At 59.8% G+C, this 26167-nt stretch carries 30 protein-coding genes and 1 pseudogene; 11 read left to right on the top strand and 20 right to left on the bottom strand.

Annotation, left to right across the window (positions count from 1 at the left end; all coding sequences use genetic code 11):
* The first annotated feature begins 67 nt into the window (after window positions 1-67).
* From ACF0H7_RS02225 to ACF0H7_RS02215, 3 genes are read left to right on the top strand one after another with little or no spacing between them, the layout of a single operon-like run.
* Window positions 68-1423 (top strand): sensor histidine kinase, encoded by a 1356-nt coding sequence (locus ACF0H7_RS02225; RefSeq protein ID WP_397451188.1) that lies wholly within the window; start codon window positions 68-70, stop codon window positions 1421-1423.
* Complete coding sequence (locus ACF0H7_RS02220) at window positions 1408-1806, top strand: response regulator (protein ID WP_397451187.1); 399 nt, start codon at window positions 1408-1410, stop codon at window positions 1804-1806. Before ACF0H7_RS02225 ends, ACF0H7_RS02220 begins: the two co-directional genes overlap by 16 nt.
* Entirely contained in the window at window positions 1803-3950 is a 2148-nt protein-coding gene (locus ACF0H7_RS02215) for an EAL domain-containing protein (protein WP_397451186.1), read from the top strand. The genes ACF0H7_RS02220 and ACF0H7_RS02215 overlap by 4 nt, the downstream gene beginning before the upstream one ends.
* Here the strand turns inward: ACF0H7_RS02215 and ACF0H7_RS02210 are convergent.
* Genes ACF0H7_RS02210 through ACF0H7_RS02200 form a run of 3 tightly spaced genes read right to left on the bottom strand, consistent with a single transcriptional unit; the run spans window position 3929 to window position 6284 of the window.
* Window positions 3929-4057 (bottom strand): acyl-CoA dehydrogenase N-terminal domain-containing protein, encoded by a 129-nt coding sequence (locus ACF0H7_RS02210; protein ID WP_397451185.1) that lies wholly within the window; start codon window positions 4055-4057, stop codon window positions 3929-3931. The two genes, ACF0H7_RS02215 and ACF0H7_RS02210, sit on opposite strands and share 22 nt — an antisense overlap.
* A complete protein-coding gene (locus tag ACF0H7_RS02205) occupies window positions 4054-5295 on the bottom strand; it encodes a 3-hydroxyacyl-CoA dehydrogenase NAD-binding domain-containing protein (RefSeq protein WP_397451184.1) in 1242 nt (413 codons plus the stop codon). Before ACF0H7_RS02205 ends, ACF0H7_RS02210 begins: the two co-directional genes overlap by 4 nt.
* Before the next feature lie 59 nt (window positions 5296-5354).
* The gene (locus ACF0H7_RS02200; protein WP_397451183.1) at window positions 5355-6284 is read right to left on the bottom strand and encodes a DMT family transporter; all 930 of its coding nucleotides are present in this window, start codon (window positions 6282-6284) and stop codon (window positions 5355-5357) included.
* Between the two features lie 129 nt (window positions 6285-6413).
* Here ACF0H7_RS02200 and ACF0H7_RS02195 point away from each other — a divergent pair, with 129 nt between their 5' ends.
* Window positions 6414-6851: an Lrp/AsnC family transcriptional regulator gene (locus ACF0H7_RS02195; protein WP_397451182.1), complete on the top strand. Its 438-nt coding sequence runs from the start codon at window positions 6414-6416 to the stop codon at window positions 6849-6851.
* Between the two features lie 101 nt (window positions 6852-6952).
* On the opposite strand, the gene ACF0H7_RS02190 is transcribed toward ACF0H7_RS02195, so the two are convergent.
* From ACF0H7_RS02190 to ACF0H7_RS02175, 4 genes are read right to left on the bottom strand one after another with little or no spacing between them, the layout of a single operon-like run.
* The gene (locus ACF0H7_RS02190) at window positions 6953-8476 is read right to left on the bottom strand and encodes an ArnT family glycosyltransferase (RefSeq protein WP_397451181.1); all 1524 of its coding nucleotides are present in this window, start codon (window positions 8474-8476) and stop codon (window positions 6953-6955) included.
* Window positions 8469-8762: a lipid-A-disaccharide synthase N-terminal domain-containing protein gene (locus ACF0H7_RS02185; protein ID WP_397451180.1), complete on the bottom strand. Its 294-nt coding sequence runs from the start codon at window positions 8760-8762 to the stop codon at window positions 8469-8471. The genes ACF0H7_RS02190 and ACF0H7_RS02185 overlap by 8 nt, the downstream gene beginning before the upstream one ends.
* A complete protein-coding gene (locus ACF0H7_RS02180) occupies window positions 8759-9502 on the bottom strand; it encodes a glycosyltransferase family 2 protein (RefSeq protein WP_397451179.1) in 744 nt (247 codons plus the stop codon). The genes ACF0H7_RS02185 and ACF0H7_RS02180 overlap by 4 nt, the downstream gene beginning before the upstream one ends.
* Window positions 9429-10520 (bottom strand): NAD-dependent epimerase, encoded by a 1092-nt coding sequence (locus tag ACF0H7_RS02175; protein ID WP_397451178.1) that lies wholly within the window; start codon window positions 10518-10520, stop codon window positions 9429-9431. The genes ACF0H7_RS02180 and ACF0H7_RS02175 overlap by 74 nt, the downstream gene beginning before the upstream one ends.
* 292 nt (window positions 10521-10812) lie before the next feature.
* On the opposite strand from ACF0H7_RS02175, the gene ACF0H7_RS02170 reads away from it, so the two are divergent.
* The 3 genes from ACF0H7_RS02170 to dxs all read left to right on the top strand — a co-directional run bounded on the left by ACF0H7_RS02170 (window position 10813) and on the right by dxs (window position 13973).
* Entirely contained in the window at window positions 10813-11055 is a 243-nt protein-coding gene (locus ACF0H7_RS02170) for an exodeoxyribonuclease VII small subunit (protein WP_397451177.1), read from the top strand.
* Complete coding sequence (locus ACF0H7_RS02165) at window positions 11052-11939, top strand: polyprenyl synthetase family protein (RefSeq protein WP_397451176.1); 888 nt, start codon at window positions 11052-11054, stop codon at window positions 11937-11939. Before ACF0H7_RS02170 ends, ACF0H7_RS02165 begins: the two co-directional genes overlap by 4 nt.
* A 141-nt stretch (window positions 11940-12080) precedes the next feature.
* A complete protein-coding gene (gene dxs, locus ACF0H7_RS02160; RefSeq protein WP_397451175.1) occupies window positions 12081-13973 on the top strand; it encodes a 1-deoxy-D-xylulose-5-phosphate synthase in 1893 nt (630 codons plus the stop codon).
* 89 nt (window positions 13974-14062) lie between these two features.
* On the opposite strand, the gene ACF0H7_RS02155 is transcribed toward dxs, so the two are convergent.
* The 12 genes and pseudogenes from ACF0H7_RS02155 to nrdR form a co-directional block, all read right to left on the bottom strand.
* Complete coding sequence (locus ACF0H7_RS02155; RefSeq protein ID WP_397451174.1) at window positions 14063-14839, bottom strand: cobalamin-binding protein; 777 nt, start codon at window positions 14837-14839, stop codon at window positions 14063-14065.
* Window positions 14839-15258: an MFS transporter gene (locus ACF0H7_RS02150; RefSeq protein ID WP_397451173.1), complete on the bottom strand. Its 420-nt coding sequence runs from the start codon at window positions 15256-15258 to the stop codon at window positions 14839-14841. Before ACF0H7_RS02150 ends, ACF0H7_RS02155 begins: the two co-directional genes overlap by 1 nt.
* Window positions 15255-15872 (bottom strand): GTP cyclohydrolase II, encoded by a 618-nt coding sequence (ribA, locus tag ACF0H7_RS02145; protein WP_397451172.1) that lies wholly within the window; start codon window positions 15870-15872, stop codon window positions 15255-15257. Before ribA ends, ACF0H7_RS02150 begins: the two co-directional genes overlap by 4 nt.
* Window positions 15873-15984: 112 nt before the next feature.
* On the bottom strand, window positions 15985-16752 hold the full coding sequence (locus ACF0H7_RS02140) for a substrate-binding periplasmic protein (RefSeq protein WP_397451171.1): 768 nt from the start codon (window positions 16750-16752) through the stop codon (window positions 15985-15987).
* 12 nt (window positions 16753-16764) lie between these two features.
* Window positions 16765-17265, bottom strand: coding sequence for a phosphatidylglycerophosphatase A (locus ACF0H7_RS02135; protein WP_397451170.1), 501 nt, complete (start codon window positions 17263-17265; stop codon window positions 16765-16767).
* Entirely contained in the window at window positions 17262-18227 is a 966-nt protein-coding gene (gene thiL / locus ACF0H7_RS02130) for a thiamine-phosphate kinase (protein WP_397451169.1), read from the bottom strand. The genes ACF0H7_RS02135 and thiL overlap by 4 nt, the downstream gene beginning before the upstream one ends.
* A gap of 14 nt (window positions 18228-18241) precedes the next feature.
* Window positions 18242-18742 (bottom strand): transcription antitermination factor NusB, encoded by a 501-nt coding sequence (gene nusB, locus ACF0H7_RS02125; RefSeq protein ID WP_397451168.1) that lies wholly within the window; start codon window positions 18740-18742, stop codon window positions 18242-18244.
* Window positions 18739-19216, bottom strand: a pseudogene (gene ribE, locus ACF0H7_RS02120) (6,7-dimethyl-8-ribityllumazine synthase). The gene nusB and the pseudogene ribE overlap by 4 nt, the downstream one beginning before the upstream one ends.
* A 133-nt stretch (window positions 19217-19349) precedes the next feature.
* Window positions 19350-20441, bottom strand: coding sequence for a bifunctional 3,4-dihydroxy-2-butanone-4-phosphate synthase/GTP cyclohydrolase II (gene ribBA / locus ACF0H7_RS02115; RefSeq protein WP_397451167.1), 1092 nt, complete (start codon window positions 20439-20441; stop codon window positions 19350-19352).
* Between the two features lie 16 nt (window positions 20442-20457).
* A complete protein-coding gene (locus tag ACF0H7_RS02110) occupies window positions 20458-21129 on the bottom strand; it encodes a riboflavin synthase (RefSeq protein ID WP_397451166.1) in 672 nt (223 codons plus the stop codon).
* Between the two features lie 46 nt (window positions 21130-21175).
* Entirely contained in the window at window positions 21176-22321 is a 1146-nt protein-coding gene (gene ribD / locus ACF0H7_RS02105) for a bifunctional diaminohydroxyphosphoribosylaminopyrimidine deaminase/5-amino-6-(5-phosphoribosylamino)uracil reductase RibD (RefSeq protein ID WP_397451165.1), read from the bottom strand.
* Window positions 22318-22782, bottom strand: coding sequence for a transcriptional regulator NrdR (nrdR, locus tag ACF0H7_RS02100; protein ID WP_397451164.1), 465 nt, complete (start codon window positions 22780-22782; stop codon window positions 22318-22320). The genes ribD and nrdR overlap by 4 nt, the downstream gene beginning before the upstream one ends.
* Before the next feature lie 215 nt (window positions 22783-22997).
* Here nrdR and ACF0H7_RS02095 point away from each other — a divergent pair, with 215 nt between their 5' ends.
* The 3 genes from ACF0H7_RS02095 to trxA all read left to right on the top strand — a co-directional run bounded on the left by ACF0H7_RS02095 (window position 22998) and on the right by trxA (window position 25046).
* Entirely contained in the window at window positions 22998-23450 is a 453-nt protein-coding gene (locus tag ACF0H7_RS02095) for a YbaY family lipoprotein (RefSeq protein ID WP_397451163.1), read from the top strand.
* Window positions 23447-24109, top strand: a complete 663-nt coding sequence (locus tag ACF0H7_RS02090) for a class I SAM-dependent methyltransferase (protein WP_397451162.1) — start codon at window positions 23447-23449, stop codon at window positions 24107-24109. Before ACF0H7_RS02095 ends, ACF0H7_RS02090 begins: the two co-directional genes overlap by 4 nt.
* Window positions 24110-24173: 64 nt before the next feature.
* Window positions 24174-25046, top strand: coding sequence for a thioredoxin (gene trxA, locus ACF0H7_RS02085; protein ID WP_397451161.1), 873 nt, complete (start codon window positions 24174-24176; stop codon window positions 25044-25046).
* On the opposite strand, the gene ACF0H7_RS02080 is transcribed toward trxA, so the two are convergent.
* Window positions 25040-25384 (bottom strand): hypothetical protein, encoded by a 345-nt coding sequence (locus tag ACF0H7_RS02080; protein WP_397451160.1) that lies wholly within the window; start codon window positions 25382-25384, stop codon window positions 25040-25042. The genes trxA and ACF0H7_RS02080 overlap by 7 nt on opposite strands.
* A 177-nt stretch (window positions 25385-25561) precedes the next feature.
* Between ACF0H7_RS02080 and ACF0H7_RS02075 the strand changes: the two genes are divergently transcribed.
* Window positions 25562-26149 (top strand): DUF2796 domain-containing protein, encoded by a 588-nt coding sequence (locus ACF0H7_RS02075; protein WP_397451159.1) that lies wholly within the window; start codon window positions 25562-25564, stop codon window positions 26147-26149.
* Window positions 26150-26167: the final 18 nt, after the last annotated feature.

The raw sequence follows: 26167 nt of genomic DNA, 5'->3' as shown, positions 1-26167 counted from the left end.
CATCTGTGAGCGTGTTCTGCAGCGCGACGTGTCGACGCGCTGATTTGATTGTTTATGGACGGAAGCCGTGGACGAGAACAACGCAGGCGATGGTGCACGATTGCTGCGCGCCGAACGGATCGTTGAATCCCGTCGCCAGGAAACCCTGCTCAAGACTGGCGCCCTGCAAGACGCTATTTTCAACAGTGCCAACTTTTCCAGCATCGCCACCGACGAGAAGGGCGTGATCCAGATCTTCAACGTCGGCGCCGAGCGCATGCTGGGTTACGAGGCGCAGGATGTGGTCAATCTGATCACCCCGGCTGACATTTCCGACCCCACCGAACTGATCGCTCGCGCCGCCGCCCTTAGCCTGGAACTCGATACACCCATCACCCCGGGGTTCGAGGCGCTGGTGTTCAAGGCGTCGCGGGGTATCGAAGACATTTACGAACTGACCTATATCCGCAAGGACGGCAGTCGCTTCTCGGCCATCGTTTCGGTGACTGCCCTGCGCGATGCCAAGGATGCGATCATCGGCTACCTGTTGATCGGTACCGACAACACTGCGCGCAAACGCTTCGAGCGCAGCCTCGAAGAGCAGAATATCGAGCTGGTACATGCCAGTCGTATGAAATCCGAATTCCTCGCCACCATGTCCCATGAGCTGCGCACGCCACTGAACGCGATCATCGGTTTTTCCGAAGCGCTGAAGGATGGTCTGGCCGGCGACATGAGCGCGACGCAGTTCGAGTACATCGGCGACATTTTTACCAGTGGCCAACATCTGTTATCGCTGATCAACGACATTCTCGATTTGTCCAAGGTCGAGGCCGGCATGATGAACCTCGAACTGGAGTTCGTTGATCTGCACAATCTGCTGGGCAACAGCTTGTCGATCGTCAGGGAAAAAGCCGCTGCACAACAGATCCGTCTGGAACTGAAAACCGCGGAGGACTTCGGCCTGCTGGTACTGGACCCGCGCAAGACCAAACAGATTGTTTATAACCTGCTGGCCAACGCAGTTAAATTCAGCGCCAGCGGCGGCCAGGTGATCCTCGCCGCCCGGCGCGTTTCCCGGGAGGTGGTCGGCACCCTGGAGGGCGACTGGCCGGTGCATGGTTTTCCTCTCGGGGGCAATGAACACAGCGAATTCCTCGAACTCTGTGTGAGCGATACCGGGATTGGCATTTCGCAGGACAACATGACCAAGTTGTTCGTCGCCTTCAGCCAGATCGACAGCAGCCTGGCGCGCAAATTCGAAGGCACCGGCCTGGGCCTGGCAATGGTCAAGCAGCTCGCGCAATTGCACGGCGGCAGCGTGGCGGTGGCCAGTGAGGTCGGCGCAGGTGCGCGTTTCGCCGTCTGGCTGCCGTTACGTGATTCAGGGCAATTCCACACACAGCAAGAAGCGACGGCGACAACCCTATGGCCCAAGTTCTGATTGTTGAAGACAATGCGGCAAACATGAAGCTGGCTCGCCTGCTGCTGCGCAATGCCGGGCACACGGTGCTCAGCGCGGTGGATGCGGAAACCGGCCTGATGCTCGCCCGCGACCAACAGCCCGACTTGATTCTGATGGACATCCAGCTGCCCGGGATGGACGGCCTGGCAGCGACGGCCCTGCTCAAAACCGACCCGTCCACCGCCAACATTCCGGTCATCGCGCTCACCGCAATGGCCATGAAGGAAGACAAGGACAAGTGCCATCTCGCCGGGTGCGACGGCTACATTGCCAAGCCATTGCGCTACTCGGAACTGTACGCCGCAATTGACGCGCTGCTACCCGGGCATACAAAACTCAGCCCAAGCGGGCCTCGCTCATGACCGACTCATCAACCACGATATTGGTCGTCGACGACGATCCCCAGGTCCGCAAGCTGCTGGACATGCTGCTGCGGCACGAGGGTTATCAAACCCATATAGCGTCCAGCGGCGAAGAGGCGCTGGAGATCCTCAAGGATCATCCGCCCGATTTGATTCTGCTGGACGTGATGATGCCGGGGATGGACGGTTATCAAGTGGCCAGTCATCTCAAGGCCAGCGCCGACACCTCGAATATCCCGATCATTCTGCTCACCGCGCTGAATGATCATGCCGCGCGCCTGGAAGGCTTGGCAGCCGGTGCCGAAGAGTTCCTCAGTAAACCGGTGGATCAGGCCGAGTTGCGGCTGCGCGTGCGCAACATGCTGCGACTCAAGTCGTTCAGTGACCTTGTCCTGGGCCACAGCGCCATCCTCGAAGCTCAGGTTCAGCAACGCACCGCAGATCTGCAACGCTTTCGCACCGCCATGGACGTCACCGCCGACGCAATTATTCTGATCGACCGCAAGACCATGAGCTTTATCGAGTTCAACGTCGCAGCCTGCAACATGCTGGGCTACAGCCGCGATGAACTGCTGCGGATGAGCCCCGGCGATCTGAACGGCTCTCGTCTGGAAGACCTGCAAGCGTTGTATGACGAAATCATCGCCGGCCGAGGCTCGAATGCGCTGACCGAATCCAGGATGCGGCGCAACGACGGCTCGCTGTTGAATGTCGAGATTCGTCGCCAGGCGTATCAATCAGGTCAGGACTGGATCATTGTCGGCGTCGTGCGTGACATCACTGACCGCAAGGAAGCTGACCAGCGCCTGCTGCACATGGCGCATTACGATACGCTGACCGGCCTGCCCAACCGCACGCTGTTTTATTCAACCTTGCAAGCCGCCCTGGACCAGGCCAGCGATAAAGGTTTGCAAGTCGCGATCCTGCTCATCGATCTGGATCACTTCAAGAACATCAACGACACCCTTGGCCATGCCGTCGGCGACGATTTGTTACGCCAACTCAGCAACCGACTCATGCATTGCGTGCGCATCCGCGATACGGTTGGGCGGCTGGGTGGCGATGAGTTCGCCTTGATCCTGGTGATGCGCGACGGCTTGAAAGGCGCAACCAGCGTGATCAGCAAAATCCGCGAAGTCCTGCGCGCGCCCTTCCATCTCGGCGGCCATGCGATTCCGATGACCGCCAGTATTGGCATCACCCTGTTTCCCGACGATAGCCTCGACACCAATACCCTGCTCAAGTATGCCGACACTGCCATGTATCGAGCCAAGCAGGCCGGGCGCGACAACTATCGATTCTTCACCGCGCAAATGAACACTGAGGTATTGGCCCGACTTGAGCTGGAAACAGCCCTGCGCAAAGCCTGGGCCGAAGAACAGTTTGTTCTGCACTACCAACCGAAAGTCAGCCTGATCGACGGGCGCGTTTGCGGTCTGGAGGCCTTGTTGCGCTGGCAGCGACCGGGCCACGGCCTGGTCTCGCCCCTGGTGTTTATCCCTATTCTGGAAGAAACCGGATTGATCGTTGACGTGGGGCGCTGGGTCATCGAAACAGCCTGCCAGCAGATCGGCCAGTGGCAGCGCTCGGACATCGGTTCGATGCAGATTTCGGTGAATGTGTCCGGTCGCCAATTCGCCGATGGCACGTTGGCGGCAGATGTCCGCCGCGCCCTCGCCGACAACCACATCGCCGCGGGTTTACTGGAGTTGGAGCTGACCGAGACCTCGCTGATGGTCAATACCGAGAGCACCATTGCCAGCTTGCACAGCTTGCGCGATCAGGGCGTGAAGATTTCCATCGATGACTTCGGCACCGGCTTTTCCAGCCTGGCTTACCTGCGTCGATTCCCCATCGACAAGCTGAAAATCGATATCGCGTTTATCCGCGAAGTCACCAGTAATCAGGAAGACGCCGCCATCGCCCTGACCATTATCCACCTCGCCCACAGCCTGAAACTTGAGGTCATCGCCGAAGGGGTGGAAACCGAAGGCCAGCTTGAGTTTTTGCAGCGCAACCGCTGCGATCAAATTCAAGGCTATCTGTTCAGCCGGCCAGTGGGGTTGCTGGCCGTCGAGCAATTACTGCGCGAGAACAGACGCTTGATGTTGGGGAGTCAGTATCAGCGTGGGCAGCAGCAATGATGATGTGTGGATGCGGGTGCGCGATGGCGGCGTAACCCATGGCACAAATCCCCGAATAGCTCATGCAACATGAAGCGCATGTCACGCAGTGGGGCTTGATAACTCATAGCTGACCGTCCTTTACGTCAGAGAAATGCTGACCGCTGGCGGCCAGGCGCTCGATCAACTTGGCAGGTTGCCAATGGCCGCCTAAGCGAGATTGCAGGTCACGCAGACGCTGAAGAATGTCGGCGGCGCCTTGCTGATCGGCCCAACTCATCGGCCCATTTTTGTCCGCTGGGAAGCCGTAACCGTTGAGGAACACCAAGTCCAGGTCGTGGCTGTTGCCGGCGATGTTTTCTTCAAGAATTTTCGCGCCTTCGTTCACCAGCGCCAACAGGCAACGTTCGAGGATTTCCTCGGCACCGATATCGCGGCGCTGAAAGCCGAGCTTTTCGCTGACGCGCACCACCAAGGCATCGACTTCGGGGTCGTGCTCAGCCTGACGACTGCCTTCGGCGTACAGGTAATAACCCTTGCGCGACTTCTGGCCGAAACGCTCCATTTCGCAGAGCTGGATGTCCACCTGCGCCGCAGGATCGTCCAGCCCCTGGCCCGACAGATTGCGCGCCCGCCATTCAAGGTCGAGGCCCACCACGTCATAGGTACGGAACACGCCCATGGCGAAACCGAAGCCTTGCAATGCAGCATCCGCCTGATACGGCAGCGCACCTTCCAGCAGCATCATCCGCGCTTCACGCACGTAGGTGTGGAACATGCGATTGCCGATAAAACCCCGGCAGTTGCCAGCCACCACGCTGACCTTGCCCATGCGTTTGCCCAGCGTCAGGGCAGCCTCGAGCACGGCGGGCGCGGTCTTGGCGCCACGCACGATTTCCAGCAGTTTCATGATGTGTGCCGGACTGAAGAAGTGCAGGCCCAGCACATGCTCCGGCCGCGAGGTCACTGCCGCGATAGCGTCGATATCCAGCGCCGAGGTGTTGCTGGCGAGAATCGCGCCAGGCTTGAGCGTGGCGTCGAGGGTGCGAAAGATCTGCTGCTTGAGTTCAAGGTTTTCGTACACCGCTTCGATGACCAGATCGGCATCCTTCAGCGCCGGATAATCGGCGACCGGCGTGACGCATGCACGACGAGCGGCGGCCTGTTCTTCGCTGATCCGCCCTTGGCGCACGCTATGGGCGTAGGTCTCGGCAATCAACGCCTGACCGCTGTCGAGCATCTGTGGATTGTTGTCCAGCCACAACACCTGAACGCCGGCATTGGCCAGGCTCATGACGATGCCGCGACCCATGGTGCCGGCGCCAATCACGGCGACGCGCTGAATATCGAAAGCGGTCTGACTCATTTGGACTTCCTGTAGGTGACTGGACGCTGCGCTTGCCCACCACCATAAGAAACTTCCGACTACTTTTGAAATTTAGTCTGGTGATGGGGCACATTCACCGGCTGGATTTTGGTCCTGCCCTTCCATTTCCAACCCTGCTGCATCCCCGCTGCGGCCAGTAGAATCGCGATCACACCGAGCCATTGCAGAAGGCTCAGACGGTGACCGAACGCCAACCAATCGACAAAGATCGCCGCTATCGGATAGATGAACGACAGCGCGCCGGTCAGCGCCGTCGGCAATTTTTGAATCGCACCGTAGAGCAACACGTACATCACGCCGGTATGCACCAGGCCGAGGGTCAGCAAGCTGCCCCAGGCTGTGGCCTGTTGCGGCAATGGCGAGAAGTCGGCAAACGGCGCCAGCATCAGGGTGCCGGTACACACTTGAATCAACGCGATCAGGTGCGGCGGCGTGCCGCTCAGGCGTTTGATGATCAGCGCAGCGAACGCGTACAACAGCGCAGCGCCCAGCGCCAAGGCAATGCCTGTCAGGTAAGTGTCGCCGGTCTGACTTTGATCTCCGTGAGCGCTGACGATCGCCAACATTCCGACAAATGACACGCCGAGCCACACCAGCTTTTGCGCGGTGATTTTCTCGCCGAGAAACACCGCTGCCAGCCCCACCAGCATAAACGGCTGAACGTTGTACACCGCCGTGCTGATGGCAATCGATGCCCGCGAGTAAGAGGCGAACAACAGCAACCAGTTGCCGACGATTGCCACGCCGCTGAGCACCGCCAAGGTAAACGTGCTGCGCGTCAGAATACCCGGCCGCAGGTAGCCCAACACCGCACTGATCAGCAACAAGGTTACCGCGCCGAACACGCAACGCCAGAACACCACGTCCAGCACCGGTTGCCCGGACACCAGGACAAACCAGCCGATGGTGCCGGATATCAGCATGGCGGCAATCATTTCCAGTGACCCGCGACGTATCGATGTGTTCATGATTTAACTCCTGTGGGAGTGCAAATTATGAGCAACGGTAGAGGCCTACTCCAGAGCCAAAAGAAGGCTAGAATTCAATTACGCCTTTCTTATGAAGGCAGATTTCGCGAATGACCTAATGAGGTAGATATGACCGATGACATCGACCAACTGTTGATCGCCGCGCTGATGGAGGACTCGCGTCGCTCGCTGAAAGCGTTGGCGCAGATCAGCGGCCTGTCCTCGCCCAGCGTTGCTGAACGCCTGCGCAGGCTGGAAGAGCGCGGGGTTCTGAAGGGCTATACGGTGGAGATCGACGCCAAAGCCTTCGGTTACCAGCTACAGGCCATCGTTCGGGTAAGGCCGTTGCCAGGGCAATTGCAGGAAGTGGAGCGACAGATTCAGTCGATTCCGGAATTTACCGAATGCGACAAAGTGACGGGCGAGGATTGCTTCATCGCGAGAATGCATGTGCGCTCGATGGAGCAACTGGATACGTTGCTCGACCGGCTGAATCTGTATGCGGAAACCAACACCGCCATCGTCAAGAAAACCCCGGTGAAGCGGCGGCTGCCGCCGATGGGGTAAGAGCCTCGGAACATCCTGTAGGAGCTGCCGAAGGCTGCGATCGACCGAAGGTCGTACCGACCTTATCGCAGCCTGCGGCAGCTCCTACTGGGTGACGCATATCAGATAACAGCGGTCTGCCAGACAAATCGATACGTTTGGGCAGCCGGTTCTGGGTGGCATTGACCGTTGTCGGCATCAGGCCCCACCAGGTACCACTCCGCGCGCGAGGTAGTACCCAACTGCCGCGCCTTGTCCGGCAGGAAGCAGCGACCCAGTTCCTGCGCCGGCACCAGCGCGAAGTCTTTTGGATGGCCGCGCAGCCACAGCGCCGCCTGCTCCACGGTCGAGCCTGACAAGAAGCCGAAATGCACGATCGGCTGGCGAGCAAACAACCAGTTGCCTTCGCGCCAACCGGCGAGCACCAGATCGGCACCGCCGCTTAATTCGGCTGCCTGACGCATGATCCCGTCGTGGGGGTTGGCGCCGTCCTTCACTGGCTCGACAAAACCCCAGACGAACCACGCGCCAAACCAGGCCACCGTCGCCGCCAGAAACACCTTGCGACCCCGGGGCCGCTCGGCAAACCAGCGCCGCATCAACCACGGCACCAAGGGCGCGACCAACAACACCAGGCCTGGCAACGCGGGGTAGATGTACAGCTTGCGCTTGCCGGTGCTCAGGCTGAAAAACAGCACAACCAGAACCACCCAGCCCAGCAACACCAGCACCCGGCCATCCTGCTTCATTAACTGCTTGCGCCACGCCGGCACCAGCCACGGCAGGGCGAGAAACATCGGCAGCCAGTATTTGGGGATAACGTTGACGAGGAAGTACCAAAACGGCTCGCGATGCTCCCAGGCATCGGCATAGCGTTTGGCGGTCTGGTGCAACAGGATGTTGTCGAGGTACGCCGCTCCGTCGGCAGTCCCTCCCAGCTTCACGCTTAACACCATCGGCACCAGCCACACCGCAACGGCCGCCAACATCACCAACGGTCCCAGCGCCCAGGCCAGCTTTCGGTTGGGCATCGCCACCACACCGGACCAGCCTTTGCGCACAGCGTAGGCATAAGGAATCAACATCAACAGCGGGACAAATCCCACACCTTTGGTGGCAATACCAAAACCCATCGCCGCGCAAGCCGCATAAAACCAACCCCAGGCCGGCCCCAGCAACAGATGGCGCACCAAACCGTACACGCCAATGGCGATCCACAAACACAGGAAGCCGTCGATCTGCCCGGCGCGGAGAATGCTCATTGTTTGATAAGTGCCGAGGAACAACAGCCCTGCAATCACCCCGATACGCCGATTCCACAAACGTCGGCCAAGGTCATACAGGCACCCCGTCGCCACCATGCCGGATACCAGCGCTGGCAAAAACAACGCAACCTTTGGCAGGCCCGTCAGGCGCGTGAAAAACGCCACCGCCCACATGAACAAAGGCGGCTTGTCCGGGTAGATCTCTGCGGCGCGATGCGGAATGAACCACGAGCCGTCCTGCAACATTTCCAGGGCGACACCGAGGAAGCGCTCTTCGTCGACGTTGAGGGGTTGCCGCAGCCCAAGACCAGCGCCAATCAACAGCACCGCCAGCAACATCAAACCCAACTGCTCTATGCGGGGGGAAAATTCTCTACGCACTGGGTTGTTCGTCCTTCACCGGTTTTTGCTTGGCAATCAACTGCAAGTTACGCAGGTAGACCACGATCCCGAACGACTGGCCGATAATGAATACCGGGTCTGCTCGGTAGATGGCATACGCCAGCAATAACAGGCTGCCCACGATACTCAGATACCAGAAACTCACGGGGATGACGCTGCGTTTTTTGTATTCGCTGTACAGCCATTGCAGGACAAAGCGTCCGGTAAACGCCAATTGCCCGATGAAGCCTACCGCCAACCACATTGCTTCGCGGCTCATATTCATTCATGCAACTCCTGCGGCACAGCATCCAGCCGGGTGCGGCGGATCAGCCACCAGACTCCAAACAAATCAAGGATGCCCACCAACGCACGGTCGATGTTGCCGTATTTGGAAACCCCGGCGCTGCGGTGGCGATGATTGACCGGGTGCACGATCATCCGCCCGTTGTGGCGTTGAATCAGGGCCGGAATGTAACGGTGCATGTGGTCGAAATACGGCAGGCGAAGAAACGCTTCGCGCTCGATCAACTTGAGGCCGCAGCCCGTGTCAGGCGTGGCGTCCTTCAGCAAACGGCTACGCAGTCCGTTGGCAAACCGCGAGGCCCAGCGTTTGCTGGCGGTGTCGCGGCGATTGACGCGATGTCCGGCGACCAACTTGACGCCTTGCGGGTTGCCTTCGCTGCCGCGCACCAGCGCGAGCATGCCAGGAATATCGGCCGGGTCGTTCTGCCCGTCGCCATCGAGCGTTGCCAACCAATGCCCACGGGCAGCCTTGGCTGCATGATAGATCGAGGTGCTTTGCCCCAACGAACGTTGGTGGCTAAGGACCCGTAACTGATGAAAACCTGCCGCTTTCAAGGCATTCAGCTCAACAATGCTGCTGTCCGTGCTGCCATCGTCTACCACGATCACTTCGTAGTCTTCATCGCCCAACGCGCTGCGGATCTCTTCAAGCAGGGGGGTTAGATTGCTGGCCTCGTTCTTGGCAGGAATCAGCACGGAGAGGTAAACGTTGTTGCTCATTAATGGACCCTTTATAGCTATAAATGTGCTGCGGCACGGCGGTCGGCAGCGTCACCTTGAAGTAGTCACAATACCAATCCACGAAATGTCGCACGCCTGTATCGAGGCTGACCTGGGGTAAAAAATCGATCCGTTGCGCCAGTTCCGAGACATCAGCCCAGGTCTGCAGAACCTCGCCCGGCTGCATCGGCAAATAATTTCTGAGCGCCTTGATACCGATCGTCGCTTCCAGGCATTCGATAAAATCCAACAATTTCACCGGCGCGCCACGACCGATATTGTAGACCTTGTTCCGCACGCCCGGGCCGTCAGGAGGCAGCAAGCGCAGGCGCACAATGCCTTCAACAATGTCGTCTATATAAGTGAAATCGCGCGACATCAGGCCGTCGTTATAAATATCGATGGGCGTGCCATTCAAAATCGACTGGGTGAATTTGAACAGTGCCATGTCTGGACGACCCCAGGGGCCATACACGGTAAAAAAGCGCAGGCCGGTAACGGGAATGTCGTATAGGTGAGAGTAGGTATACGCCATTAGTTCATTGGCGCGTTTGGTCGCGGCATAGAACGACGCAGGAGAATCGACGGCATCGGCAGTGGAAAACGGCACTTTTTCGTTGTGGCCATACACGGAACTGCTCGACGCATAGATCAGATGTTCAAGCTTCACCCGACGGCAGACCTCAAGCACATTGAGGAACCCGCTGACGTTAGACTCCGCATACGCCTCCGGATGGTCCAACGAATGGCGCACGCCCGCTTGCGCAGCCAAATGAATAACTTGAGTAAAAACATGAGCCTGAAATAGCTCTAACAACGCGTCCTTGTCGACGATATCCAGCACCTTGAATTGAAAATTGGGGAATTCGCTCAACAGTGCAAGGCGTGCTCGCTTGAGCTCGACACTGTAATAGTCGTTTAAGTTATCGATCCCTACGATCTCTACACCCTCCTGGCATAGACGCCGCGCTGTATGGAATCCGATGAAGCCAGCCACTCCGGTGATCAATACCGTCATGTCGTTCCGCCAAATTAAAATATATAGGGTGAATTACTTGCCAGTCTGATGACAATTAGATCTAAGACGGGTGTAGTACCTGTGAAATCTTAGCACCTTTGCCAAAAAATTACTTCGTCAGTCAGGAGCGATCCTGACCATCGCGGTATCGCAGTTTTTTGCAAACCTGCAGGCACAACAGAGAATAGCCGCGCCTTGTGAGCGTGGGCACCGCCAATGGCACTCTGTGATTTGCCCCAAAGGCGCCGCTCTGCTAGTGTCGCGCCGGTTTAACGTCACCGAGAAAACTGCCATGGCCCGCAAGAAAGCTGCACTGGATTTCGAACAGTCACTCGCTGACCTGCAATCGCTGGTCGAACGCCTGGAGAATGGCGAGCTGTCGCTGGAAGACTCTCTGACGGCCTTCGAACAAGGCATCCGCCTGACGCGTGACTGTCAGAGCGCCTTGGCGCAGGCCGAGCAAAAGGTCCAGGTCCTGCTCGAGCGCGATGGTGAACTGGCTGAAGAACCCTTCGATGCGGACCAGCCGGAATGATTGCAGTTTATCTGGCCAACAGTCAGGCCCGCGTCAACGCCGCCCTTGAGGGCCTATTTCAAGCGCCAAGCCCCGAACTGAACCGCCTGTATGACGCCATGCGCTACAGCGTGATGAACGGCGGCAAGCGCGTGCGTCCATTGTTGGCCTATGCCGCGTGCGAAGCCTTGGGTTCGGCGCCGGAGCTGGCCAATGGTGCGGCCTGTGCGGTGGAACTGATTCACGCCTACTCGCTGGTGCACGACGACTTACCGGCGATGGACGATGACGATCTGCGTCGCGGCCAGCCCACTACCCACAAAGCGTTCGATGAAGCCTGCGCGATCCTGGCCGGTGATGGCCTGCAAAGCCTGGCATTCAGCGTCTTGCTCGACCCGCAACTGACGCCACAAGACGCCGACACTCGCTTGAACATGGTCAAGGCCCTGGCCTTTGCCGCAGGCCCGGCCGGCATGGTCGGCGGCCAGGCCATCGACCTCGGTTCGGTTGGCCTCAAGCTCGATCAAACTGCGTTGGCCTTCATGCACCGGCACAAGACCGGCGCCCTGATTGAGGCAAGCATCAAACTCGGAGCCCTGGCCAGTGGGCGCGCGGAGAAAACCGAGCTTAAATCCTTGCAGACTTACGCTCGGGCAATCGGTCTGGCGTTCCAGGTGCAAGACGACATTCTCGACGTCGAAAGTGACACCGCGACCCTGGGCAAACGCCAGGGCGCCGATATTGCGCGCGACAAGCCAACCTATCCGTCGCTGCTGGGCCTGAGCGCGGCCAAAGGTTATGCGTTGGAGCTGCGCGATCAAGCGTTGCATGCCCTGCGACCTTTCGACGCGTCAGCCGAGCCATTGCGTGAGCTGGCGCGCTACATCGTTGATCGCCGTAGCTGAAAATACACCGCTGCGACGAACCGATGGCCAGAAAATCAACTATATAAATGCCACTGTCTGACCATCCGATGCTGCGCTTCGTGGGCAGCTCGCGATGCATCAGGTAAACTGCCGCCTCTTCTACTTATAACGATTCGCCTGATGCCCACGACGTTTAAAGAGATCCCCCGCGAGCGCCCGACCACGCCCCTGCTCGACCGCGCCAATACGCCGGACGGTTTGCGGCGACTGGGTGAGGCCGAGCTGGAAACCCTGGCCGATGAACTGCGCCTGGAGCTGCTCTACACCGTAGGTCAAACGGGTGGGCATTTTGGTGCCGGCCTGGGTGTCATCGAGCTGACGATTGCGCTGCATTATGTCTTCGATACCCCGGACGACCGCCTGGTCTGGGACGTGGGCCATCAAGCCTACCCGCACAAGATCCTCACCGGTCGTCGCCTGCAGATGGGCAGTCTGCGCCAGAAAGGCGGGGTTGCTGCTTTCCCGCGTCGCAGCGAGAGCGAGTACGACACCTTTGGCGTCGGTCACTCCAGCACCTCGATCAGCGCCGCGCTGGGTATGGCCCTTGGTGCGCGTCTGCAAAACAGCCCGCGTAAAGCCATTGCCGTGATCGGTGACGGCGCGCTGACGGCCGGCATGGCCTTCGAAGCGCTGAACCATGCGCCGGAAGTCGCCGCCGACATGCTGGTGATCCTCAACGACAACGACATGTCGATCTCGCGCAACGTCGGCGGGTTGTCCAACTACCTGGCGAAAATTCTCTCCAGCCGCACCTACGCAAGCATGCGCGAAGGCAGCAAAAAAGTGCTGTCGCGTCTGCCCGGCGCCTGGGAAATCGCCCGCCGTACCGAAGAATATGCCAAGGGCATGCTGGTCCCCGGCACCCTGTTCGAAGAGCTGGGCTGGAACTACATCGGCCCGATCGACGGCCATGACCTGCCGACCCTGATTGCCACCTTGCGCAACATGCGTGACCTCAAGGGCCCGCAATTCCTGCACGTCGTGACCAAGAAAGGCAAAGGCTTCGCGCCGGCGGAAGCCGATCCGATCGGTTACCACGCAATCACCAAGCTCGAACCACTGGACGCTCCTGCCGTCGCGCCGAAAAAAACCGGCGGGCCGAAGTACTCTGCGGTGTTTGGCCAGTGGCTGTGTGACATGGCTGAAGCGGATGCGCGCGTGGTCGGCATTACCCCGGCGATGAAAGAAGGTTCGGACCTGATCGAGTTCAGCGAACGCTTTCCTGAGCGCTATTTCGACGTCGCCATTGCCGAACAGCATGCGGTGACGCTGGCTGCGGGCATGGCCTGCGAAGGCGCCAAGCCGGTAGTAGCGATCTACTCCACCTTCCTGCAACGCGGCTATGACCAGTTGATCCACGACGTGGCGGTGCAGAACCTCGACGTATTATTCGCCATCGACCGTGCGGGTCTGGTGGGCGAAGACGGCCCGACTCACGCCGGCAGCTTCGATTTGTCCTTCTTGCGTTGCGTCCCCGGCATGCTGGTGATGACCCCGAGCGACGAAAACGAACTGCGCAAAATGCTCAGCACCGGCCACCTGTTCCCAGGTCCTGCTGCCGTGCGTTACCCGCGTGGGACAGGCCCGAATGCGCTGATCGACAGCAGCCTCGAACCGCTGGAAATCGGCAAGGGCGTGGTACGTCGAACCGGCAACAAAGTCGCGATGCTGGTGTTTGGCGTGCAACTGGCCGAAGCCCTCAAGGTTGCCGAAACCCTGGACGCGACCGTGGTCGACATGCGCTTCGTCAAACCGCTGGATGAAACGCTGATTCGCGAAATGGCCGACCGTCATGAGTTGCTGGTGACCATCGAAGAAAACGCGATCATGGGCGGCGCCGGCGCTGCGGTCAGCGAATTCCTGGCGCGGGAAAACATTCTCAAATCGGTCCTGCATCTCGGCTTGCCGGACAGCTACGTCGAACACGCCAAGCCGGCGCAGATGCTGGCCGAGTGTGGGCTGGATGCCGTTGGGATTGAAGCGTCGATCCAGAAGCGCCTAGAGTTGATGTAGCCAGATAAATCGCCATCGCGGGCAAGCCCGCTCCTACAGGGGGATGTGATCCTCTGTCGGAGCGGGCTTGCCCGCGATGGGATTCCCAGTCAGCGCGTCATCGCATTACAGAGTTTTTCGACCGCCCCAATCATCTGCCCACTCGGGCGCTCTATGCCTTTATCCGGTACCACGACCAACCTCGCATTCAGCGACCAGGCGTTCCAGGCATCCAGTTGCGCCTGACTCCCGGCAACAATCACCTCTGGTTTTCGCTGCAGCACTGCCTCGACACTCACCTGCGGCGCAGGCAACGACAGGTCGGCAAACAGGTTCTCGCCCCCACAGACCTTCAATGCATCGCTGATGATCTGCTCACCACCCACGGTATATAGCGGTCGATCCCAGACTTGGTAGAACACCCGCAACGGCACGTCGCGTCGATAATGCTGACGCAACTCTGCCACTCGCTGTCGAAACATCTCGGCCAATTGCCGCCCACGCTCAACGCGCCCCAACTGTAAGCCGACTTGCTCAAACTGAGTGGCCAGTTGGTCGAGCGTTTGGGGTTCTGCGGTGTAAGTGGGAATGCCCAGGCGCTGCAATTGCTCGCGCTGGGCGACGCCGACGCTGCCGGGCCAGAGCAACAGCAGATCGGGTTTGAGACTGAGCAAGCGCTCCATATCCAACTGACCGTAGCGACCGACCGAAGGGATGCCCGCCAACTCAAGCGGACGCTCGCCACCGTCCAGGACCCCGACCAATAAATCGGCGGCACCCAGCTCAACAGCGATTTCAGTCAGGGAAGGCGCAAGGCTGACGACTCGCTCGGCGCCCTGTGCAGGCCAAACGAGGACCAGCAGCAGACAGGCGACAAGCCGTTTCATCAGGCCAGTTGGCGTGGAATACGATAGAGGTACAGCAGCACCACGCTGGAAAACCCCAGCAAAAACAGCGGCACCGCCTCCAGGCCAACAAATACCGCCAGTGCAGCGATCCAGGCTGGCAATCCGGCCGCGAGAAACGCGATGCGTCGACGCGCTGCCAATTCAATCCAGGCTGCCGGTTCGTCTGCAGTGTCCAGGGCTTTTTGCGTAGCAATCAGCGCGTTTTTATAGCCGCCGAAGTATTTCAGGCTGACGAACATCGAGGCGACGCCGGCGATGAACATTGGCATTGCCAACACCGGAATCAAAGGTTCGCCACCGCCGAAGAAGCCATTGATGACCAACAGCGGTGCCAGCGTCAGGAACAACTGCCACCACCACGCCAGCGCCAGGCGGCGCCGTACATTGTTTCGCGTCACGCGCGACCGGCCTCGCCCAGATGCTCGTTGCCCATCATGTGCCCGAGCTTGCCGGCTTTGGTCGCCAGGTACATTTTGTTGTGCGGGTTGTGCCCGGTGTGCAACGGTACGCGCTCGGAGACGGCAATGCCCATGTCGGTCAAAGCTTTGACCTTACGTGGGTTGTTGGTCATCAAGCGCAGGGATTTGACGCCCATGTGCTCGAGCATCGGCTGGCAGATTGCATAGTCACGCTGATCGGCAGCGAAACCCAGGCGCTCGTTGGCCTCAACGGTGTCGGCACCGCCGTCCTGCAATTCATAGGCGCGGATTTTGTTCATCAAGCCAATTCCACGGCCTTCCTGGCGCAGGTAAAGCAGAACACCACGGCCCTCGGAAGCAATGGCGCGCAACGCGGCTTCAAGTTGCGAGCCACAATCGCAGCGTTGGCTGAACAGCGCATCACCGGTCAGGCATTCGGAATGCACGCGACCCAGGACGGGCGCACCATCCGCCACGTCGCCAAGGCTCAGCACGACGTGCTCGCGCCCGGTGGCTTCCTCAAAGAAGCCATGCATGGTGAATTGCGCAAAAGGAGTAGGCAGCTTGGAAGCTGCGACAAAGACGACGGGCACCGTTGTGCTCCTGATCATGATGGGGCTGAAAATTCGCAGAGCCGGCATTGTAACAGCAGCTTTCAGCAGACGCTTAGGCTGAATTATTGCCTATACATATCGACTCGATAGATTAATGCTCCTCGCCAGACTGCGGATGGCTCTCTTCGTCCTCGAATGGATAGGGTTGCCGCCAGCGCGCGAAGATCGGTCGCAACTGCCCGGAACGGACCAGATGCGCCATGCGCTGATCGTATATCGAGCGCAGCGCTTTGCCTTTCGGCGTGTCGGCAAAGCCCAGAAACAACGGCAACTCAGCCAGATGGGTGGCGCGCAAAGCCCCGGGATTACCCGACACGCTGACCAAATGATCGATCTCGGTTTTGGCGTCGATATAGAAATCTGCGCGCTCATGATCGAGCATCGACACAATGCTGTCGCGACGCTGGATCTCGTTGTACTGATTGACGTTGGGTAAATAGCGCTGATATTGATAGCCACGAACCCAGGCCAAACGATAGTGGCCCAGCGTAGACAGGGTCGGTGTCGGACGATTGGCCAGCCCCAGCGCGTAGATATGATCTGTGTCGTAATGCCAGCGCGGATAGAGCGCACCCCCGACTTCATCCTGATAGGCACCGACCCAGGCATCCGCCTCGCCACGCTTCACCAGACCGATAGAACGAATGTACGGCGCGCTGCGGGTCTGCACTTTGACGCCCTGAGGCTCGAACACCTCACGCAGAATATCCCAGCCCAGACCGCTGCCATTGGCATCGGTGTATTCATCCCATGGTTCGCTGACCAGACGAATGTCTTTCGGCGCGGCCACCGGACTGTTTTCAGCCAGCGCCCCTCCCATCATGCAGAACCACAGTAAAAACACCCAGCAACCGCGCATACGCCTACTCCCTTAAGCGAACACCCATACCAGCGCGTGCATTCCCAGCCAGGCGAAAACCCCAGCCAGCACGTCATCCAGCATGATCCCCAATCCACCATGAACATGCCGGTCGATCCAACTGATGGGCCACGGCTTGAGAATGTCGAAGAAACGAAACATCAAAAAGCCGGCCAACAGCCAATACCAACCTTCCGGCACCAGCCACAAGGTAATCCACATGCCGACCATTTCGTCCCAGACGATGCCTTCATGGTCATGCACACGCAGGTCTTCGGCGACTTTGCCGCACAGCCAGAAGCCGAACAGCATGGTGACGCCCAGCATCAACCAATAACCCCAGTCGGGCAACATTTGCCACAACGGAACGAATGGCAGCGCGACCAGCGAACCCCAGGTGCCCGGCGCCTTGCGCATGGTGCCTGCGCCAAAACCGAAGGCCAGAAAATGCCAGGGATTGGTCCACACCGAAGGCGGCACCCGATCCACCGGAGTTTTATTAGAATCTGTCACTGAGACTCCTGAAAGTGTTGATAGCCGCGTGTCAGCGGCGTGACATCCTGTCCATCGGCGTCGAGCACAACCACGCCCTGCCCGACCTCGACCCTACCCACTACATGCACAGACAATCCCGCCGCGCGCAACCCGGTCAGCTGCGATGCTGGCAAGGTGAATGCCAGCACATAATCATCGCCACCAGTGAGCGCGGCTTCGCGTGCGGCCTCCAGACCGAGGAATTCACTCAGTGCCGATGACAACGGCAACGCCTCGCGCTCGATCAGCAAACGGACATTAGACGCGAGGGCAATGTGCCCGCAATCAGCCAATAGTCCATCGGAGATATCCAGCGCCGAGGTCGCTTTGCCACGCAACGCCTGACCCAACGCCAGTTGCGGTTGCGGCGACCAGTAACGCGCCAGCAATGCCTCGGCCACCGGTGCGTCGGCGCTGCGCTGGTTCAACACCAGCGGCAAGGCACCTGCGCCATCACCCAACGCGCCACCGACACACAGCAAATCGCCCGGCCGGGCGCCGCTGCGGGTCAATGCCTGGCCCGTCGGCACGCGGCCAAACACAGTCAAGGTCAGGCTCAAAGGACCACGGGTGGTATCGCCGCCAACCAAACGCAGCGAGCAGCCCTGCGCCATCTGGTTCAAACCACGGGCGAACGCCTGCAGCCAGTCGGCATCGACGCTGGGCAAGGTCAGGGCAAGGGTGAAGGCAAGCGGCGTTGCTCCCATGGCCGCCAGATCACTGGCAGACACAGCGAGGGCTCGTTGGCCCAGAAGAAAAGGATCGCAGACAACGGGGAAGTGCACCCCGGCGACCAGGGTGTCAGTAGAAATCGCCAACTGTTCGCCGGAGGTAACCGTCAGCAAGGCGCAGTCGTCACCGATCCCCAAAGCGACACCTTCGCCCGCCTGCGCACAGGGAGCAGCGGCGAAGTAATTGCGGATCAGCTCGAACTCGCCCATGAAGAGTCAGGCGCTCAAGAGCGCTTGTGAGCCTTCACTTCGGCTTCACGCAAGCGTGGCGCCAGTTTGTCCAGAACACCGTTGACGAACTTGTGGCCGTCGGTAGAGCCGTAGACTTTCGCCAGCTCGATACCTTCGTTGATCACCACGCGATACGGAACGTCGATGCGCTTGAGCAACTCGTAGGTGGACAGGCGCAGGATCGCCAGTTCAACCGGATCGAGCTCTTCGATGGTCAAGTCCAGGCAAGGCTTGAGCGCGGTGTCGATCTCGGTCTTGTTGGTCGGAACGCCGTGCAGCAACTCACGAAAATACGTGCTGTCAACGTTGCTGAAATCGTTGTCGACGCGGAACTGCGCTTCGATTTCGTTCAGCGAGTGACCTGCCATGTGCCACTGATACAGGGCCTGAGTCGCGAGCTGACGAGCTTCGCGGCGCTTGGCGCTTTTGCTCTTGGCGACTTCTGGATCTTTTTCGTCGCGCGGGTTGAAGCGATCGCTTTCGTCGGAAATCACTTGGCCTCCAACTGTGCCAGCAGGCTGACCATCTCGATGGCAGACAATGCGGCTTCAGCACCTTTGTTACCGGCCTTGGTGCCGGAACGCTCGATGGCTTGTTCGATGGAATCGACGGTCAACACGCCGAAGGAAACCGGTACGCCGAATTCCATGGCAACCTGCGACAGGCCTTTGGTGCACTCGCCGGCAACGTATTCGAAGTGCGGAGTACCGCCACGAATGACCGCGCCGAGGGCGATGATGGCGGCGAACTCGCTGGCGTTGGGCAACTTTCTGCACCACCAGCGGAATTTCAAAAGCACCCGGCGCGCGGATGATGGTGATGTCGCTTTCTTTCACACCGTGGCGAACCAGTGCATCAACGGCACCGCTCACCAGGCTTTCGACGACGAAGCTGTTGAAACGGCCTACCACCAGGGCATAGCGGCCTTGGGGGGCGATGAAGGTACCTTCGATGGTCTTCAGGGTCATTTAGGGTGAGTCTCGTCTTAAAGAGCAAGCACGCCCAATCGGCGTGCTTTCAGGGATTTTAGGCCACCAATCGTAGACTGTCGGGGGCAAAGTGTGAAAGCCATGAGGATTTCACCCAACGCCCGGGCGGTCGTTATTCGGAGGGCACGTATTCTACAACTTCCAGATCGAAACCGGATATCGCATTGAACTTAACCGGCGAACTCATCAGGCGCATTTTACGCACGCCGAGGTCACGCAGGATCTGCGAACCGGCACCGACCGTGCTGTAGGTACTCGGGGTTTTCACCACCACTTGTTCCGCCGTTTCGCGGATATGGGCCAGCAACACGTCGCCATCCAGCGGGTGTCCGAGCAACAGCACGACACCGCTGCCAGCCTCGGCCACTGCGGTCATGGCAGCGCGCAGGCTCCAGCGGCCGGGCTGTTTGACCATCAGCAGGTCGCGTAGCGGGTCCATGTTGTGCACACGAACCAGGGTCGGTTCTTCCGCGCAGATCTTGCCCAGGGTCAACGCCAGGTGCACGTCGCCTTCGACGGCGTCGCGGTAGGTCACCAGGTTGAACTGGCCCAATTCGCTGTCCAGCGGCTGCTCGGCAATCCGCTGAACGGTACGTTCGTGGATCATGCGGTAGTGAATCAGGTCGGCGATGGTGCCGATCTTGATCCCGTGTTCCGCTGCAAAGGTTTCCAGTTCAGGACGACGGGCCATGGTGCCGTCATCGTTCATCACTTCGCAGATCACGCCACTTGGCTCGAAACCGGCCATGCGCGCCAGGTCGCAAGCAGCTTCGGTGTGACCGGCGCGTGCCAGGGTGCCGCCGGCCTGGGCCATCAGCGGGAAGATGTGCCCCGGGCTGACGATGTCTTCAGCCTTGGCGTCCTTCGCGGCCGCAGCCTGTACCGTGCGTGCGCGGTCAGCGGCGGAAATACCGGTGGTCACGCCTTCAGCCGCTTCAATGGACACGGTGAACTTGGTACCGAAACCGGAACCGTTGCGCGGCGCCATCAAGGGCAGCTTGAGGGTTTCGCAGCGCTCGCGGGTCATCGGCATGCAGATCAGGCCACGGGCGTGCTTGGCCATGAAGTTGATGTGCTCGGCCTGGCAGCTCTCGGCGGCCATGATCAGGTCGCCTTCGTTCTCGCGGTCTTCGTCATCCATGAGGATGACCATCTTGCCTTGGCGGATGTCTTCAACCAGTTCTTCGATGCTGTTGAGCGCCACAAGGCACCCCCTTTAATCAGGATTTGAGGTAGCCGTTGGCGGCCAGAAAGCTTTCGGTGATGCCGCCCTTCGAGGGGTCGGTCGGCTCGGCGGCCTTGTCACCCAGCAGCAGCCGCTCCATGTAGCGCGCCAGCAGGTCCACTTCGAGGTTGACCTGACGCCCCGGTTTGTACTCAGCCATGATAGTTTCGGCCAGCGTGTGCGGGACGATGGTCAGTTCAAATTCGGCGCCATTGACTGCGTTCACGGTCAGGCTGGTGCCGTCGACGGTGATCGAGCCCTTGTGCGAGATGTACTTAGCCAACTCACGCGGTGCGCGGACGCGGAACTGGATAGCGCGCGCGTTATCTTCGCGGGAAACAATCTCGCCCACGCCATCGACGTGGCCGCTGACCAAGTGACCGCCCAGACGCGTGGTCGGGGTCAGGGCCTTTTCCAGGTTGACCGGGCTGCCGGCCTTCAAGTCGACGAACGCGGTGCAGTCGAGGGTTTCACGGCTGACGTCGGCCCAGAAACCGTCGCCCGGCAGTTCCACCGCAGTCAGGCAAACGCCGTTCACTGCAATGCTGTCGCCGAGTTTGACGTCGCTGAGGTCGAGTTTGCCGGTGGCCACGTAAACGCGGACGTCGCCGCCTTTAGGGGTAATGGCGCGGATGCTGCCGATGGATTCGATGATGCCGGTAAACATGAGGTCCTCCAGGAGAACAAAGCCAGCGCTGTGCGATGGCTGAAAATTATACGCCGGGTACTACGACAGGGACTGCAATGACTCGCCAGTCATCACCGACGGCGCGCATTTCTGTGATTTTAAGTTCTACCGCATCGCTCATCTGCGCCAACGGCAGGTCAAGCAGCGGTCGCGCCGAGGAGCCAAGAAACTTGCTCGCGACGAATATCTGAAATTCATCGACCAGACCGTACCGGGTAAACGCACCGGCCAATTGCGGTCCGGCTTCCACCAACACGTCATTGACGCCACGGGCGGCCAGTTCGTGCATGAGCTTGCGCAGGTCGACTCGCCCTTCGCTGTTGGCCAATGCCAGCAAGTCGTGGCCCTGCGCGTGATAGCGCTCGCGGGCTTCGGCGGCGGCACAGGTCACTACCAGCGTAGGACCTGCCTGAAAGAATGGCGCATCAAGCGGCACACGCAGCCGACCGTCGATCAGCACGCGCAACGGCGGACGGGTGACGGCCAACGCCGTCAATTCGGCATCCAGGCCCAGCTCATCCGGGCGCACCGTGAGGCGCGCGCCATCAGCCAACACGGTGTCGGCACCCGTCAGGATCACACTGGATTGTGCACGCAGCCGTTGCACCGCCGAGCGCGCAGCCGGGCCGGTGATCCATTTGCTTTCGCCGCTGGCCATCGCCGTGCGACCGTCAAGACTCATCGCCAGCTTGACCCGCACGTACGGCAGGCCATGCTCCATGCGTTTGAGGAAACCGTTGTTCAGCGCACGGGCCTCGCTTTCCAGCACACCGCTGCGCACCACAATCCCGGCGCTCATCAACCGCAACAGGCCCTTGCCCGCGACACTGGGGTTTGGGTCCTGCATCGCCGCGACCACCCGCGCCAGCCCGGCGTTGACCAAGGCATCGGCGCAGGGCGGCGTTCGACCATGATGGCTGCAAGGTTCGAGGGTGACGTAAGCCGTTGCGCCCTGGGCTTTGTCGCCCGCCTGACGCAGCGCATGGACTTCGGCATGGGGCTCGCCAGCGCGCACGTGCCAGCCTTCGCCGACAATCTCGCCGTCGCGAACAATCACGCAGCCGACACGAGGATTCGGGTGGGCGGTGTAAATGCCCTTGCGCGCCAGTTCCAGCGCCCGTCCCATGTAATGCAGGTCGAGGACGCTCTGCTCAGCCGATGGCAGGGTCATGTCTTCACTGGCTCACGGGCCAGGCGATCGATTTCTTCGCGGAATTCATTGAGGTCCTGGAACCGGCGGTAAACCGAGGCGAAACGGATATAGGCCACTTCGTCGAGCTTCTGCAGCTCGCCCATGACCAACTCGCCGACCACCAGCGATTTGACTTCGCGCTCGCCCGTCGCTCGCAGCTTGTGCTTGATGTGCACCAGTGCGGCCTCCAGACGCTCGACGCTGACCGGACGCTTCTCCAGCGCCCGCTGCATGCCGGCGCGCAGCTTTTCTTCGTCGAACGGCTGCCGGCTGCCGTCTTGCTTGATCAGGCGCGGCAGCACCAGTTCGGCAGTTTCGAAAGTCGTGAAACGCTCAACGCAGGCCAGGCATTCGCGGCGGCGACGAACTTGATCGCCCTCGGCGACGAGGCGCGAGTCGATAACCTTGGTGTCGTTGGCACCGCAGAAGGGACAGTGCATGGTGGCAGGCAACAAAAAAATGGAGGGTCATGGTAGGGCGAGTCACCATTTATTTCCAGCGCGGCAAACAAATGATGTCTCGGTCCACGGCAAGACAAGTCCGGGGCTTTGCGGTATATAGACGCCCGGCGAGCCGTGTGAAATTCATCGGGCTGAGCAATACTCAGCTGTCTACCTCCGCCGCTATCGGATTTTTTGTTTTGTTGGAGCTGTTCATGTCGCTACGACCGCTTGTTGCTCTCTGTCTGTTCGGTCTGCTGGTCTCCTGCAGCAGCAAGGCGCCCACACCTGTCGTGACCGCCCCGACGGCGCAACAACCAGCGACCAGGGAACCCGAGGGTCAAGGCCCGCTGCCGGCGTTCCAGCGCGAAATCAGCGGGCAATTGCTGGGCGCACCTGCCGGGGCCATGGTCGAACTGGCGCTGCTGGTGGTTGATGAGCGCAGCCGTCCAACGCAATTATTGGCCAACATCACCCTCACCGGCACCAATCAGCCGCTGAATTTCCAGTTGCGCTTCAATCCTGATTCATTCCCCGTCGGTGCCCGTGTCGAGTTGCGTGGTCGCGCCAGTCAGTCCGGCCAGTTGATTTTGCATCTGCCGTCTCGACGTATCGACCAGGGCATCACTCAAACGGTTGGCGCCATGCAGTTCGTTACTGCGCCATGAAGCAACCGCTGTCTCTGCAACAGGCCCTGAGCGAGTTGCTCGGCGATGCGCAACTGGTCGCCAGCGAACTACCGGGCACGAACTTGAAGCTGTGGCTGATCGACGCCGACAACATGGACCGAGCCTTCAGCCCGGAAGAAACCCGACGCATCCTCGACGAACCGCCGTACTGGAGTTTCTGCTGGGCCAGTGGTCTGGCGTTGGCGCGCTTCCTCGCCGAGTTTCCTGAATGGGTGGCCGGCAAGCGCGTGCTGGACTTTGGCGCTGGCTCGGGCGTAGCGGGCATCGCGGCGCTGAAAACCGGTGCGCTGGAAGTGGTGGCCTGTGACCTCGACCCACTGGCTATCGCCGCGTGTCGGGCGAATGCCGAACTGAACGACGTGCAACTGAGTTATTCCACGGACTTTTTCGCCGAGGACGACCGTTTCGACCTGATTCTGGTGGCCGACGTGCTGTATGACCGGGCCAATCTGCCGTTGCTGGATCACTTCCTCAGTCGCGGACGTCAGGCGCTGGTGGCCGATTCACGCGTGCGCGATTTCCGACACCCGGCGTATCAACGCCTGACCATGCTTGAAGCCCATACCCTGCCCGATCTGGCCGAACCCCACGAGTTTCGTCACGTCAGCCTCTATCACGCGCAACGCGATTCTGCTTAAGGCGTGCGGCAAAACCCCGCGACCATTATAGTTGTCGATATTGAATGACTTTTTGAGACTAGCGATGAGCCAGGACACCCCGTACATCTTTGACGCGACCACCCTGACCTTTGACCAACTGGTCATTCAGAACTCCTACCTCAAGCCGGTGCTGGTGGATTTCTGGGCCGAGTGGTGCGCACCTTGCAAAGTGCTGATGCCACTGCTCAAGCAAATCGCCGAGGATTATCAGGGCGAGTTGCTGCTGGCCAAGGTCGATTGCGATGCCGAACAGGACATCGTCGCTCGCTTCGGCATCCGTAGCCTGCCGACCGTAGTGCTATTCAAGGACGGCCAGCCGGTCGACGGCTTTACCGGCGCACAACCGGAGTCGGCGATTCGTGCCTTGCTCGAACCGCATGTGCAAATGCCGCCGCCTGCTGCGGCTGATCCGCTGGTGCAAGCGCAAGAACTGTTCGCCGAAGGCCGTATTGCCGACGCCGAAGCGGTGCTCAAGGCGTTGCTCGGCGAAGACAACAGCAATGCAGCGGCGCTGATTCTGTATGCGCGCTGCCTGGCCGAACGCGGTGAATTGCTGGAAGCCCAGACCGTGCTGGATGCGGTCAAAGGCGACGAGCACAAGGCCGCGCTGGCCGGTGCCCGTGCGCAACTGACGTTCTTGCGTGAAGCCGCCAATCTGCCCGACGTGGCTGACTTGAAGACGCGCCTGGCCAAAGATCCGCAAGACGACGAAGCGGCTCATCAACTGGCGATTCAGCAACTGTCACGCCAGCAATACGAGGCGGCGCTGGAAGGTTTGCTGAGGCTGTTTATCCGTAATCGCAGCTACGCCGAAGGCCTGGCCCACAAGACCCTGCTGCAAGTATTCGACCTGCTGGGTAACGATCACCCGTTGGTGACCACTTACCGTCGCAAGTTGTTTGCTGCGCTTTACTGATCGACCCAGCTGTACAGCGGTGCATCGGCGCCGCTTTGCACTTTGACCTCGGCACTGTGGCGCAAACGCACCAATAATCGTTTGCCCGCTGCGGTGCTGCCGGTCAGACCTTCCAGTTGATCGAGCAACTCCGGCCCACTCATCTGCCCCGCCTTGCGCAGCAAATCTTTGGCGATCTGCCAGATGGCGTCGTCCTGGGTCACAGGCGCGGCAGCGGTTTGGCTGGCGGCGGGCTTGCTCGCCTGCAATTGCGCGCCCAGTTGCGCCCAGTCGCCCTCGTCCAGCTCCAGCGTCAGGTCTACCGGCCAATCGCCGATGGTTCCGCGAATGCGCAGCATAGGTTTGATTCCTTGGTAAGTCATACGTCGCCCAGTGTAGGAGCGGGCTTGCCCGCGATCAATTCCACGCGGTATGTCAGACCTGCCGCGCCTACAGGAAATGCAATCTGTCAGGCGAGGACAAATTGTTATAAGATCACATAACAATTTTATCCAATCTGCCTCCGGGGACTTTTTATGCGCCGTTTGTTGCTCGCTCTGCCGTTTGCCTTGCTTCCGCTGGCTGCTGCCCATGCAGCGACCGCGACCGAGCACGCCAGCCTGGGCGCACATGAACACGGCGTTGCGCGTCTGGACATCGCGCTAGATGGCAAGTCGCTGGAGTTCGAGTTCGACAGCCCGTCGATGAACATTGTCGGTTTCGAGCATGATGCCAATACCCCGGATGACAAGGCCAAGGTCGCCAACGCGCGCGAACTGCTGCTGAAATCTCAGGCCCTGTTCAATCTGCCAGAAGCAGCCCAGTGTTCGGTCAGCTCACAAACGCTGCAAAGCCCGCTGTTCGGCGATAAGTCAGATGCCGACGCCATCGATGATGACCACGATGAAGACGAAGACCACGCCAAGGGTGAAGAACATCACCACAGCGAAGTCCACGCGCACTACATTTTTGTCTGCGACAGCCCGTCTTCGCTGAAAAAAATCGACCTGTCGCAAATCTTCAAGACATTCCCCGGCACTCACAAAATTCAGGTACAACTGATCGCCCCGAGTGGTCAGCAAGGTGTTGAAGCGACGCCTGACAATGCGACGCTGAAGTTCTGATATCGCGAACGTCAATGA

The organism is Pseudomonas sp. NA-150 (genome assembly GCF_044336365.1).
GTDB lineage: Bacteria > Pseudomonadota > Gammaproteobacteria > Pseudomonadales > Pseudomonadaceae > Aquipseudomonas.
The sequence above is the reverse complement of the archived record's forward strand: the minus strand, read 5'-3'. Positions and strand labels throughout refer to the sequence as shown.

Excerpts from the sequence above, each read along its gene's own strand:
- ACF0H7_RS02075 (WP_397451159.1), top strand. The coding sequence starts at position 25,562 with ATGCGCCGTTTGTTGCTCGCTCTGCCGTTTGCCTTGCTTCCGCTGGCT.
- dxs (WP_397451175.1), top strand. The coding sequence starts at position 12,081 with ATGCCCACGACGTTTAAAGAGATCCCCCGCGAGCGCCCGACCACGCCC.
- ACF0H7_RS02195 (WP_397451182.1), top strand. The coding sequence starts at position 6,414 with ATGACCGATGACATCGACCAACTGTTGATCGCCGCGCTGATGGAGGAC.
- trxA (WP_397451161.1), top strand. The coding sequence starts at position 24,174 with ATGAGCCAGGACACCCCGTACATCTTTGACGCGACCACCCTGACCTTT.
- thiL (WP_397451169.1), bottom strand. The coding sequence starts at position 18,227 with ATGGGCGAGTTCGAGCTGATCCGCAATTACTTCGCCGCTGCTCCCTGT.
- ACF0H7_RS02140 (WP_397451171.1), bottom strand. The coding sequence starts at position 16,752 with ATGCGCGGTTGCTGGGTGTTTTTACTGTGGTTCTGCATGATGGGAGGG.
- ACF0H7_RS02165 (WP_397451176.1), top strand. The coding sequence starts at position 11,052 with ATGATTGCAGTTTATCTGGCCAACAGTCAGGCCCGCGTCAACGCCGCC.
- ACF0H7_RS02180 (WP_397451179.1), bottom strand. The coding sequence starts at position 9,502 with ATGAGCAACAACGTTTACCTCTCCGTGCTGATTCCTGCCAAGAACGAG.
- nrdR (WP_397451164.1), bottom strand. The coding sequence starts at position 22,782 with ATGCACTGTCCCTTCTGCGGTGCCAACGACACCAAGGTTATCGACTCG.
- ACF0H7_RS02175 (WP_397451178.1), bottom strand. The coding sequence starts at position 10,520 with ATGACGGTATTGATCACCGGAGTGGCTGGCTTCATCGGATTCCATACA.
- ACF0H7_RS02205 (WP_397451184.1), bottom strand. The coding sequence starts at position 5,295 with ATGAGTCAGACCGCTTTCGATATTCAGCGCGTCGCCGTGATTGGCGCC.
- ACF0H7_RS02200 (WP_397451183.1), bottom strand. The coding sequence starts at position 6,284 with ATGAACACATCGATACGTCGCGGGTCACTGGAAATGATTGCCGCCATG.
- ribD (WP_397451165.1), bottom strand. The coding sequence starts at position 22,321 with ATGACCCTGCCATCGGCTGAGCAGAGCGTCCTCGACCTGCATTACATG.
- ACF0H7_RS02080 (WP_397451160.1), bottom strand. The coding sequence starts at position 25,384 with ATGCTGCGCATTCGCGGAACCATCGGCGATTGGCCGGTAGACCTGACG.
- ACF0H7_RS02155 (WP_397451174.1), bottom strand. The coding sequence starts at position 14,839 with ATGAAACGGCTTGTCGCCTGTCTGCTGCTGGTCCTCGTTTGGCCTGCA.
- ACF0H7_RS02170 (WP_397451177.1), top strand. The coding sequence starts at position 10,813 with ATGGCCCGCAAGAAAGCTGCACTGGATTTCGAACAGTCACTCGCTGAC.
- ACF0H7_RS02185 (WP_397451180.1), bottom strand. The coding sequence starts at position 8,762 with ATGAATATGAGCCGCGAAGCAATGTGGTTGGCGGTAGGCTTCATCGGG.
- ACF0H7_RS02095 (WP_397451163.1), top strand. The coding sequence starts at position 22,998 with ATGTCGCTACGACCGCTTGTTGCTCTCTGTCTGTTCGGTCTGCTGGTC.
- ACF0H7_RS02210 (WP_397451185.1), bottom strand. The coding sequence starts at position 4,057 with ATGAGTTATCAAGCCCCACTGCGTGACATGCGCTTCATGTTGCATGAG.
- ACF0H7_RS02215 (WP_397451186.1), top strand. The coding sequence starts at position 1,803 with ATGACCGACTCATCAACCACGATATTGGTCGTCGACGACGATCCCCAG.
- ACF0H7_RS02090 (WP_397451162.1), top strand. The coding sequence starts at position 23,447 with ATGAAGCAACCGCTGTCTCTGCAACAGGCCCTGAGCGAGTTGCTCGGC.
- ACF0H7_RS02110 (WP_397451166.1), bottom strand. The coding sequence starts at position 21,129 with ATGTTTACCGGCATCATCGAATCCATCGGCAGCATCCGCGCCATTACC.
- ACF0H7_RS02220 (WP_397451187.1), top strand. The coding sequence starts at position 1,408 with ATGGCCCAAGTTCTGATTGTTGAAGACAATGCGGCAAACATGAAGCTG.